General features: G+C 61.9%; 10 protein-coding genes. 4 read left to right on the top strand and 6 right to left on the bottom strand.

The window, feature by feature from the left end; all coding sequences use genetic code 11:
• The 4 genes from V6R85_RS24510 to V6R85_RS24495 all read left to right on the top strand — a co-directional run.
• Positions 1–201 (top strand): TIM barrel protein (locus V6R85_RS24510; RefSeq protein WP_336377321.1); only part of this gene is annotated, 201 nt, incomplete at its 5' end.
• Positions 202–211: 10 nt separating this feature from the next.
• Positions 212–1,222 carry a Gfo/Idh/MocA family protein gene (locus V6R85_RS24505; protein WP_336377320.1) on the top strand — a complete coding sequence of 337 codons (1,011 nt, stop codon included), beginning with the start codon at positions 212–214 and terminating at the stop codon, positions 1,220–1,222.
• A gap of 8 nt (positions 1,223–1,230) precedes the next feature.
• Entirely contained in the window at positions 1,231–2,016 is a 786-nt protein-coding gene (locus V6R85_RS24500; RefSeq protein WP_111793028.1) for a TIM barrel protein, read from the top strand.
• 213 nt (positions 2,017–2,229) lie between these two features.
• Positions 2,230–3,276, top strand: coding sequence for a LacI family DNA-binding transcriptional regulator (locus V6R85_RS24495; protein ID WP_170318981.1), 1,047 nt, complete (start codon positions 2,230–2,232; stop codon positions 3,274–3,276).
• Between the two features lie 9 nt (positions 3,277–3,285).
• Here the strand turns inward: V6R85_RS24495 and V6R85_RS24490 are convergent, their stop codons facing one another.
• From V6R85_RS24490 to V6R85_RS24465, 6 genes are read right to left on the bottom strand one after another with little or no spacing between them, the layout of a single operon-like run.
• Positions 3,286–4,335 carry a carbohydrate ABC transporter permease gene (locus V6R85_RS24490; RefSeq protein WP_111784891.1) on the bottom strand — a complete coding sequence of 350 codons (1,050 nt, stop codon included), beginning with the start codon at positions 4,333–4,335 and terminating at the stop codon, positions 3,286–3,288.
• 2 nt (positions 4,336–4,337) lie between these two features.
• A complete protein-coding gene (locus tag V6R85_RS24485; protein WP_060725525.1) occupies positions 4,338–5,333 on the bottom strand; it encodes a carbohydrate ABC transporter permease in 996 nt (331 codons plus the stop codon).
• A gap of 1 nt (position 5,334) precedes the next feature.
• Positions 5,335–6,438 (bottom strand): ABC transporter ATP-binding protein, encoded by a 1,104-nt coding sequence (locus V6R85_RS24480; protein WP_111793413.1) that lies wholly within the window; start codon positions 6,436–6,438, stop codon positions 5,335–5,337.
• Entirely contained in the window at positions 6,438–7,790 is a 1,353-nt protein-coding gene (gene pglB / locus V6R85_RS24475; RefSeq protein ID WP_112951250.1) for a polygalacturonase PglB, read from the bottom strand. The genes V6R85_RS24480 and pglB overlap by 1 nt, the downstream gene beginning before the upstream one ends.
• Complete coding sequence (gene bglB, locus V6R85_RS24470) at positions 7,787–8,881, bottom strand: beta-galactosidase BglB (RefSeq protein ID WP_080864491.1); 1,095 nt, start codon at positions 8,879–8,881, stop codon at positions 7,787–7,789. The genes pglB and bglB overlap by 4 nt, the downstream gene beginning before the upstream one ends.
• A 13-nt stretch (positions 8,882–8,894) precedes the next feature.
• Positions 8,895–11,417, bottom strand: coding sequence for a hypothetical protein (locus V6R85_RS24465; RefSeq protein WP_112951251.1), 2,523 nt, complete (start codon positions 11,415–11,417; stop codon positions 8,895–8,897).
• Positions 11,418–11,530 lie beyond the last annotated feature (113 nt).

The raw sequence follows: 11,530 nt of genomic DNA, 5'->3' as shown, positions 1-11,530 counted from the left end.
GGCACGCAGGCGCGAGTGCATCAGCATCTGAATATCGGCCAGGGCGAAGTGCCGTGGGACGACTTCTTCGGCACGCTTTCCGAAATCGGTTTCGACGGCATCATGACCTCCTGCGTCTTCGCCTGGGAGGACAGGGCGGATGAGTCGGGCCGGTTCATGTGTGCTGAGATCAACAATTACATCGAAAAATACCGGAAGTGAGGTTTTGAAAATGACTGTGAGAATTGGTGTCATCGGCACCGGCGCCATCGGCCGCGACCATGCCCGCCGCATCAACAAGGTCCTCGGCGGCGCAAAGGTCGTCGCGCTGAGCGATGTCAATCATGGATCGGCAGAAGCGGTGCGCAATGACATCGCCCCGGATGCGGAAATCTTCGCCACCGGCGAGGAGCTGATCGCCTCACCCGATGTGGATGCCGTGCTCGTCACCTCCTGGGGCGCGACGCATGAGCAATATGTGCTGGCGGCAATCGCCGCCGGCAAGCCGTGCTTTTGCGAAAAGCCGCTGGCGACAACGGCGGAAGGTGCAAGACGCATCGTCGATGCTGAGGTGGCCCATGGCAGACGGCTGGTTCAGGTGGGCTTCATGCGCCGTTATGACGCCGGTTATGTCGCGCTGAAACAGGCCGTCGACAGCAGGATCGGCGCGCCGATCATGGTGCATGCCGCCCACCGAAACCCGGCGGTTCCGGAGCAATATGTGACCCCGATGGCGATCCACGACACGATGATCCATGAGATCGACGTGTTGCGCTGGCTGCTTGATGATGACTATGTTTCGGCGCGGGTCCTCTTTCCCCGCTCGGCGGCCAGAAGCCATGCGCGGCTGAAAGACCCGCAGATCGTCATTCTGGAGACGGCGAAGGGCACGATCATCGACGTCGAAATCTTCGTCAATTGCCATTACGGCTACGATATCCAGTGCCAGGTGGTGGGGGAGGACGGTATTGCCAGCCTGCCGGAGCCGATGTCGGTGCAGACACGGCTTGGCGCCAAGCTGCAGAACGACATCCTGACCGACTGGAAGGATCGCTTCATCGCCAGTTACGATGTCGAATTGCAGGCCTTCATCCATGCGGCGGTAAAGGGCACGGCATCGGGGCCCAGCTCCTGGGATGGCTATGTGGCCGCCATCACCGCCGACGCCTGTGTCGTTGCGCAGGAGACCGACGGAGCAGCCGTCGCAATTAAGCTTCCCACGCGTCCCGCCCTTTATCAGTGAGGTCTTTCATGCGTTTTGCCATCAATCACATCACCGCGCCGAAGCTCTCCCTTGAGGAATTCTTCGCGACAGCCCGCGAACTCGGCCTCACCGAAGTTGAAATCCGCAACGACCTGCCCGACATCGTCGGCACGGTGGAGCCGGCTGCCGTGAAGGCGGCGGCCGAAAAGGCCGGCGTGACGATCATCTCGATCAACGCGCTTTATCCCTTCAACGTCTGGTCGGGCGACCTACCTGCACGGGCCGTTGCCATGGCGGACTATGCAGCAGCAAGTGGTGCGAAGGCGCTGGTCATGTGCCCGCTCAACGACGGCACGGAAGTCTCGTTCGATGATCTCGTGGCCGCGCTGACGGCCATGAAGCCGATCCTTGAGGAACGTGGACTGACCGGCTTTGTCGAGCCGCTCGGTTTTCCTGTCTCGTCGCTGCGCACCAAGGCCGAGGCCAACAAGGCCATCGACGCGGCAGGCGGCGGTGATGTCTACAGGCTGGTGCACGACACCTTCCACCACCATCTTGCGGGCGAGACGGTGTTCTTCCCCGAACGTACCGGCCTCGTGCATATTTCCGGCGTAACCGACCCTGCCGTCTCCGTCGCCGATATGCTGGACGCCCACCGTGTGCTGGTGGATGGCGGCGATCGCCTGGAAAATATCGCCCAGATCAGGACGCTTCAGGCGGCCGGTTATAACGGTCCTTACAGCTTCGAACCCTTTGCGTCGGAAGTGCATGCGTTGAAGAATCCGGTCGCTGCCTTGAAGGATAGCATCGACCATATCTCCCGGGCGCTTTGACCGCCTTGCCGCCCGCGGTTTGCTGCGGGCGGCGTTCCCGGGGGATAAACGATCGGTAAAAACCCAGAGAAATCAATTCCGCATTTACGGATGATGCTGTAGTCTTCCGCTGACTAGAGAGCAGTAAACAGGCACGGGTATTCTTCAGATCGACTGCGCGAGGCAGGCTTTCTGCCCGCACCGTCTGAAGAAGAGTGGTTGAATTTTCCCTATATGAAAGCGGATAGGAAAACGACGCTTAAGGACGTGGCGCGGGAGGCGAATGTTTCGCTGAGCACGGCTTCGCACGCCATCAATGGCACCGCACCGTTGACCACGCAGGTTCGCGACCGGGTGCTGGAGGCGGCCCGCACGCTCGGCTACCTCGAAAACCGCAGGCAGAAGGCGACGATCGCCACCCTGCGCGTCGTGTTGCTCGCCATGACCAATGATGCGGCACCGCAGAGCGATCTTAACATGGTCAGCTGGACGATGCTGAACGGCTTCCGGCGCGAATGCGAGCGGCGCGGCATTCGTATCGTTCCCTATGTGAGCGCGACGAGCCGGCTCGATCCCGCCTTGGTGGCAGCGGCGGCGGACGCAGACAATGTCGATGGCATCGTGATCCTGAACGATGACAGGCCGCAGCTGGTCGAGGCGCTGTCGGCGCTTTCGCGGCCGGTGGTTCTCATCAATGGCGAGGATCCGGCCATGATCGTCGATACGGTGACGGCCGAGAACCGTTTTGGCGCGCGGCTTGGTATCGAGCATCTGCTGTCGCTCGGGCATCGCAATATTCTGCACATTACCTGGAAGGGCCGCACGACGATCCGCCGCCGTTATGACGGTTATAGCGACGCCTTTCTTGCGGCGGGCCTGACAGTTCCCGCCGATATGGTCATCGAGGTGGAAAGTTACGAGCCCGAATGGGGGGAAGCCGCCATCCGCCGTCTGCTCGCCGAAGACAAGCCGCTCAGAAACGCCACCGCCATTTTCTGCGCCGCCGACAATCTGGCGCTCGGTTGTCTGAAGGCACTGACGGAGGCAGGAATTCGAGTGCCGGACGATATCTCGGTGCTGGGGTTTGACGATATCATGCCGGCAGCCTTCAGTGCGCCGCCACTCAGCACCATCCAGTTGCCCGCTGACAGGCTGGGCGGTGCGGCGCTTGCGCTGCTGGAGCAGCGGCTTATGGCGGCCGATCCGACACGTCCGGCGCACCGGCTCGAGCTCGGTTGTCGGCTGGTGTTGAGGGGCAGCATCGCACCGCCCCCCAAGTGATGTCAGGGTTTATTTCATTCCCGTGCCGGCAATGCCCGTCGTGATGTAGCGCTGCAGGAACAGGAACACGACGGTGACGGGCGCCAGGCTGAGGAAGGTCATGGCGAGAATATAGTGCCATTGCACCGAGAACTCGCCCTGGAAGGCATTGAGGCCCACCTGCAGCGTGAAGTTTTCGCGGCTGCTGAGGACGATCAGCGGCCAGAGGAAGTCATTCCAGCGCCACAGCACCGAAAAGATGGCGAGAACCGCAAGAGCCGGCGCCGTCAGCGGCAGGATGATGCGCCAGAAGATGCGGAATTCACTGGCGGCATCGACGCGCGCCGCCTCGATCAGCTCGTCGGGGATGGTCAGCATATATTGCCGGAGAAGGAACACGCCCGTCGGCGTTGCGACAGTGGGGATGATGACACCCCAGAGATTGTCAACGAGGCCGACACCGACGATGACAAGATAGGCCGGCACCATGACGACGGTGAGCGGGATCATCAGTGTGGAGATGATCAGCACGAAGATCGCCTTCTCGCCACGGAAACGGTATTTCGAGAGCGCGAAGGCGGCCATGGCGTTGACGATCAGCGTCAGGATGGTTGCGACAAAGGTGACGAAGACCGAGTTCTTGAGGAAGGTCAGGAAGCTGAACCGGGTCAGCGGATCGGTGAAGTTCTCCGTCGCAATGGTCAGTTTCTGGACAGGCGTTATTTCACGGGTGTCGACGCTGACGGGCGGTCCGGGATTGGCCGGGTCGACCATCTGGGCCTTGAGGCCGACGCGGCGGATCATGGCCATTTCCCGCTCCATGCCATCGATGCTGGCTTTCCACAGGCTGAGCGGCTTGTCGTAACCCTGCACTTCCACCTGCACGGCGGCGCGCGGCAGGAGGCTCGGCGGAAACCGCGTGATCTCTGCTTCCGGTTTTAACGATGACATGGCGGCCCAGACGACCGGGATGAGGACGGCAAGCGTGCCGCCGATGAGCCAGACCCAGGAGAGGATATCGGTGAGGCCGATCCGGCCGGGACGGCGGGTGCGCGTGATGAAAGAGACGGCGTTGGACATGGTCAGGACTCCATCTTTTTGCCGAGGCGCAATTGCACGAGCGTCAGCGCGAGGAGCACAAGGCCCATCAGAACCGATGCTGCGGAGGCAAGGCCGAACAGCCTCAGATCGCTGCCGAACGCCATCTGGTAGATATATTGCACCACGAATGTATTGGCCGTGCCCGGCCCGCCGCCATTGGTGAGAACCCACGCTTCATCAAAGATTTGCACCGAGCGGATCATCAACAGGATGAGCACGACGAGCAGGTTGGGACCAAGCAGCGGAAGCGTGATGCGGAAGAGCGTGCGCCGGGGCGAAGCGGCGTCGATGGCGGCGGCCTCATAGAGGTCCTTCGGGATGGCCTGAAGGCCGGCCAGCAGGATAAGCGTATAAAAGCCCATGTGGAACCAGACCGAGACCACCACGACGAAGAAACGCGACCAGCCGACATCCAGAAGGAAGATTTCCGGCGGCACGCCCAGCATCTGGAAAAAGGCGTTGAGCAGGCCGTTGCGGTCGAGGAACCATTTCCAGATGAGGCCGATGACGACCGGCGACAGCAGGACCGGGTAAAAAAACATGGCGCGGAAGAAACCGCGCGCGGCAATCGCCCGGTTGAGGATGAGCGCGGTGATGAGCGCGACCAGCAGCGTGGCGATGACGTTGAAGCCGACGAACCACAAAGTGTTCCAGATCGCCGTCCAGAACAGGGATTCCCGGCAGCTTCCGGGGTCCATATAGCTCTGGCAATCCAGCAGCTTGCCGAAATTCTCGAAACCGACGAAGGGGCGGTCGGTGATCAAAAGTTCGGTGCCGCCGGTAAAGGCGTAACCGACGGCAATCGCAATCGGCAGGAAGGTGAAAATGCCGAAGAGAACGAGGTTCGGCATCAGGAAAATATAGGGCATGCGCCTCTTGCCGATCAGCCGCTCGATGAAGTTGAGCGGCACTTCGGCAATCGCCATCACGGCGTCGAGCGCACGGTCGGACAGTCTCGCGAGCTTCGGATTGGCCATGCTACCCTCTTCCTTCGCTCGCGAGGCGCGGCAGCGCCAGTTCGGTGGCGGGATCGAAGACATGCACCTTCTCACGCGCCGGCATGATCTTCAGCACCGAGCCGGAAGCGGGCGCGAAATGGCCCGCCTGATGCACGATGATCTGCTCCTTCTCACCCTTGATATTGCCGTAGAGATAGGTCTCGGTGCCGAGGCTTTCGTGGTACTGCACCTCGAAGGGCAGACCGGCATCCGCGATGGTGAAATGCGAGGGGCGTATGCCCGCCAGAACCGCCTGTCCCGGACTGACGGTTGCCGGATCGACAAGGCAGGGCAGGGACACGCCGTAGCCGGCGTCGATGACGATGCCGCCGTCTTCGCCCTTGGTGATGACGCCCTTCAGCATGTTCATGCGCGGCGAGCCAAGGAAACCGGCGACGAAGAGATTGCGCGGATTGTCGAATAGCTCGAGCGGGCTGCCCACCTGCTCGATGCGCCCGGCGCGCAGCACGACGATCTTGTCGGCCATGGTCATGGCTTCCACCTGATCATGGGTGACATAGATCATCGTCGTCTTGATATCGCGATGCAGCCGCGTGATTTCGGCGCGCGTCTGCACGCGCAGCGCCGCATCGAGGTTGGAAAGCGGCTCGTCGAACAGGAAGATATCAGGCTCGCGCACGATGGCGCGGCCGATGGCGACGCGCTGGCGCTGGCCGCCGGAGAGCTGTTTCGGCTTGCGGTCGAGATAGGGCTCGATGGCGAGCATGCGCGCCGCCTCGTTGATGCGGCTTTCGATTTCCGCTCGCTTGAAGCGCAGGTTTTCCAGACCGAAGGCGAGGTTCTTGCGCACGCTCATATGCGGATAAAGCGCATAGGACTGGAAGACCATGGCGATCTTGCGCTCGGCGGGAGAAAGCGCGCTGACATCGCGATTGCCGATGGCGATGGTGCCAGAGGTCACATCCTCGAGACCGGCGATGATGCGTAGCAGCGTCGATTTTCCGCAGCCCGAGGGGCCGACGAAAACGACGAATTTGCCGTTTTCGATCTGAAGATCGATGTCATGCAGAACATGAACGGCGCCGAACGCCTTGTTGAGGTTTTCGAGTTTCAGACTTCCCATCACCTGCTCCCTTCATTCGAGCCCGTCGTCGCGACGATCTCTTGGCTGTTCCAGCCCTCGGGCAAGGGCATCGCTCTTTTGATGGCGACATCATGCGCCGAAAACCCGTGAACGCCCGAAAGGTAGATCGCAGGCATGCCGCCCGGGTAATCCTCCATGCCGACGATCCGGCCCTGTGCATCCTGCGTCCAGGCATTGGCGCGGCCGGCCGCATCGGCGCTTGGCGCAATATCGGCATTGGTGGGGCGCAGATCATATTGCAGGCCGGTGCCGAGCTTGCCGGGTTGCTGCGCAAGCGTGATGCGCTCCAGCTGGACATTGTGAATGCCGGCCTTCGAGGTGGCGACGAGGTTGATCGCGCCTTCCATCGAGCCGCTCAAGTCTTCCACGACCAGATTGTCCACACTGCCGGCCTGCCGTTCGGGGCGACGATCGACAACGGTGACGGTGACCGCTTCACCCGAACCCCAGAAGCCGCCCGGCGTTTCGTGGCACTCGGCTTTAATCCGTGAAAAGCGGATGTTGCGCATCGCGCCGCCATCGCGGGAGAAAAGGCCGACACCGCGGTTGGACTGGACGATACTGCAATCCTCGAACACGACATTGGTGAAGTCACCGAAGGATTCCGTGCCCAGTTTCAGCGCGCAGCTCATGCTGGAAACGGTGCAACGGCGAACGGTGATATCGGCGCAGACCCCCACCGCCTTGCCATCCGGTCCGGCGCTGGTCTTCAGGCAGATGCCGTCATCGGCAGTGGAGATAAAGCAGTCCTCAATCAATGCGCGGCGGCAGGCATCCAGCACGATGCCGTCCGTATTCGGCAGGCGGCGGTCGTTTTCGATGCGGAGATTGCGGAAATGGAGGTCTTCGCAATCGACCATATGCAGCGTCCACATGGGTGAAGCGCTGACGTGGAGGTTTTCGAGGCACACGTTGCGGCAGGCTTCCAGCACCATGACGCGCGGGCGTTTTTTGGCTGGAACATAGGTGCCCATGGCCTTGTCGTCGCCGATGATGAAGTTCTCACCGCCGGCCTCGATGCGGCCGGGACCGGTGACGGCGATGTCGTGCGCGCCGCTCGCGATGATCATGCCGCGGTTGGAATCCTCGGCGATGACCGAAACCGTCGTATCCGCATAGGCCTCGTAATCGGAAACGGGTGCAAGTACCGCCTCTTCGGCAAGGTGCAGTTCCACGCCGCTTTTAAGAACAAGGCCGCCGCTGACATGGCGCCCGGCTGCGAGCGATACACGCCCGCCGCCTGCGGCCGATACGGTGTCTATTGCCAGCTGGATAACGGCCGTGGCGTCGCGGCCATCGGCTGCGGCTGTGATTTCGCGGTTCATGCTCATGATGCCTGCGGCCTTTTCAGAAAAACGTCGATCAAAAGCAGCATCGTCAGCGCCTGCCCGTAGGGTGTGGGCAGATTGGGAATGCGGCGGTAGAAGTCGAGATCATGACCCATCGGCGTACCGTCGGAAACGCCGTGGACGACGCCCTCATCGTCGATATTGCCAAGCACCGCCTTCAGCGCGCGTTCCGCATGCGGCCGGTTCTCTTCGCCGAGGATGCCGGCCTCAATGCCGCGCAGAATGCCATAGGCGATGCCTGCCGTCGCCGATGTCTCGACCGGCGATGTGGGATCGTCGAGCAGCGTGTGGAACATGCCGTCCTCACGCTGGTATTGCCTGAGCGACCGCACCTGGCTCGCCAGTACATTGGCGAGGAAACGTTTGTCCTTTCCGGCAAGCGTCGGCACCAGTTCGAAGAGTTCGGGAATGGCGACGGTGATCCAGGAATTGCCGCGCGCCCAGAAGGCGTCAGCGAAATTATGGCGGCCGTTGAAGGTCCAGCCGTGATACCAGAGGCCGGTGACGGGGTCCGACAGATAACGCGTATGGATCATGAACTGATAGACCGCTTCGTCGATCCAGTCCTGGCGTTTGCAGACGACGCCGGCGCGGGCGAGGAACAGACAGGCCATGAACAGCGTGTCGTCCCATAATTCGCCTTCATTCAGCCGTTCCTTGACGACGTGCTGGAAGCCGCCATCTTCGGTTTTCGGCAATTCATGCACCAGCCAGTCGGCCCAGTCTTCCACCAGCGCACGGAAATCCGGCCGGTCGACATGTTCGGTCAGGATGACAAGCGGCAGCATCGGCGCGGAACTGTTGATCTGGCGCGGCGGCAGGCCACGCTCGATCTGCCAGCCATACCATGTCACGAGGTCGTCCAATGCCTTCTGGTCGTTGGCGGCCAGCGCCCGGCGCAGGAAACCGTACAGGCCCACACCCACTTCCCAGTCCCATTCATCGAACTGGATCTTGCCGTCGGAACTGCCGCTGACCAGACCTTCCTGAATGCCCTTGAGGCGGCTGAAGGCGGCGGCGACATTGTCGATCGTCGTCCTGAGAGTGTCTTTTTCCATGCTTGGCTGGTTCATCTGTCAATTCCGCTTAGGAGTAGAAGGGTCGTGTCGCGCCGCCCGAGGCGGGATCGGCACTTTCGAAGGTAATGTTGGGTTGGGGCTGGTCGTGGTCGAAGGCCATGGCCTGACCACCGATGGTGAAGGCGCCTTCCCAGGTCAGGGTAAGCTCAGGTCCGCCCGGCGGCGTGACCGAGAGCAGCCGCCTTTCGGCATTGAAGGTGACCTGCGTGGCGAGAATTTTCTCGCGGAAACGGGCGAAGGCTTGCCCGTCGCCGCAGCCGATGACGCCCACCCAGCCGGCGCGGCGGCCGGGTGATCTGATCTCGCGATTGGCGGTGGCGCCGGCAGTGATGGGCTGAAGCCCGTTTGTTGCATAAAGCGCGGCAAAGCCACGGCCCGAACGGGTGATGAGCCAGTTGCCCTCCATCAGCACCTCGTCCAGCCCGTCGCGGCCGAGATAGGCATGGGTCCAGTCGTTGCGGTGATCGTCCGTGTCGAAGATCAGCATGGCCAGATCGCGATGCTGCGCCACACGCGGCAGGATGCCGCTTCCCGCCCAATAGGAAGGGCGCTGCGTGCCCCATGGATCGTCTTCACCGGGATGATTGACCCAGAGCCGCGCCATCGGATGGCCGGCAAGCTTGATGTCCATGACATGCTGCTGGTGGCCCTTGCGGCCGGTCTTGTGGTCGACAACGGTGGAAAGCTGGGCGGCCTCGTTCTTGAACAGCACAAGCTTGCCGGGCTCCAGCCCCTGCGCATACCGCGCCTCGACCATGCGGCCGGTTTCCAGCTGGGAGAGGGCGGCAAGATGCGCCGGCGGCAGGTAGTCGCCGCAGCAGAACATCGGTAGCGAGGCGACGCCATTATTGAGCCAGCCTTTGCCAAAGGCGACCTCAGCAAAGGGCGCCAGTTCCGTCAGCGGCCCGGCGCGCAGTTCCTTGTCATAGGCTCTGCCTTGCGAACCGGAAGGGACGCCGCCGAGTGTGTGCAACGCGATCATCTCGAAAATGAGATCGAGCTGATGGCGGGCACGGGCGGCAAGTTCCGGCCCCGCCCAATGTTCGATGGCAAGAAGGCCGATGAAATCCACCGGGTAGTAGGCGGCGGAGTTCCATTCGGCGAGGCCATGCGCCTCGACGCTGTCGAACCAGCGCTCCAGACGGTCGGCGGCCAGCGCCGCCTGCTGCCGGCCGGAGCGGCCCGACGCGGTGAAAAGGGCATCCGGCAAATAGTCGCCGGCCAGCAGCTGGCTGGTGTGGAAACAAAGAACATGGTTCTCACTCCAGAACCACATGACGTCATTGCCCGGTTCGTCCACCCAGTAACGATAGCCGAGGATCGTTGCATCGATCCGCGCCCGCATGTCGGCCGGCAGCCGGTCGCCATAGGCGCGCACCAGCCAGAGCAGCGGGATCATCACGAAATCGGAGCAGTCTTCGCGCCTGTCGATGGAATGCAGCGTCGCATCAACGATGCCGCCAATCGTCTCGATGTCATCGCTGCCGGTGGCGACCATCGCCAGCGCGCGGCCGATGCGCCAGGCGCCGAAACGGGCGCTGAAGGAGAGGGCCGCCTTTTTGCGCTCGTTGATATCGGCATTGGATGCTTCCGGCGCGATATCATGCATGAAGGCGGCGTCGATGAGGCGGGTGACCGTCCCCGCTCCCGAACCCATGGTGATCCTGACACCGTGATACCCGTCCGGAATGCCCGACGTTCCGGGGATCGTCAGCGCGGATTGCCCGGCCTTCAGCACGGTGTCCACTTCCGCAAGCGCGGCGCGCTCGTGGCCATGGCTTTTGACGGCAATATGCACCGGCAGGTCGTTTGCCGGGGCCGCGCCGAAGACCAGTTCGAGAGGCGTGCCGGAAAATACATCCCGCGCCGGGTGAACGTCGCGCACCAGTGCGGCCAGACGCTTCGTCTCCTCCCGGTCGAGCGGCACCGGCAGCACGACGGTGAGCGGCACCGAATCGATGACCTCAAGTTCGAAAAACCAGATGATGTCGCGCTCCGCCAGATCTTCGCAGAGCAGCAGCACCTCGTTATCGCCCACCGCAAGATCGAGCGTGATGTCACGGCTGCTTTCGACATTGCGGATAAAGGGTTCGAAACGGACCTGTTCGACGCCGCCGACCCAGATGCGCACGCCGCCGCAGGTGCGCAGCCGGAAATGCGCCTTCCTTGCGGTCTCGCTGCGGAAGGTGCCCTTCAGCCAGCGCTGTACGTGGGTCGGAACATGCCAGAAGCCGGTGAATTCGACGCGGCGGTTGGAGCCTGGCAGGTTGAGGTGTGACACCGGCCACCCGGTATCGGGCGCGATATCGCGGCCGATCATGGTTTCCTGGAAAGCCTTGCGGCAGGGCAGGTCGCCCACATCCACGAAACCATTGATGAAGCGATAGTTCACGCGGTCTTCGGCGGGGGCTGCGATGCCGGGAAACGACGTCTCCACGAGATCGGAGACGATCCAGGCGGTCACCGTCTCGCCATCCGTGACGGTATATGTCGGCTGCGACGCATTCGCCGCAAATGGTCCATCCGTCATAATGGATCGCCTCCCGTCGATCTATAATGAAATTATTTTCACAAACCTGCTTTCGCTTTTCTGCGCCGATTTGTGCGATTTCGCCAAAACAAACAGCTTGACGTTTATTCTGT

This window comes from Agrobacterium sp. CCNWLW32 (assembly GCF_037083425.1).
Lineage (GTDB): Bacteria > Pseudomonadota > Alphaproteobacteria > Rhizobiales > Rhizobiaceae > Agrobacterium > Agrobacterium radiobacter.
Note: the sequence above shows the minus strand (reverse complement) of the source record. Positions and strands in the feature narration are given on the sequence as shown.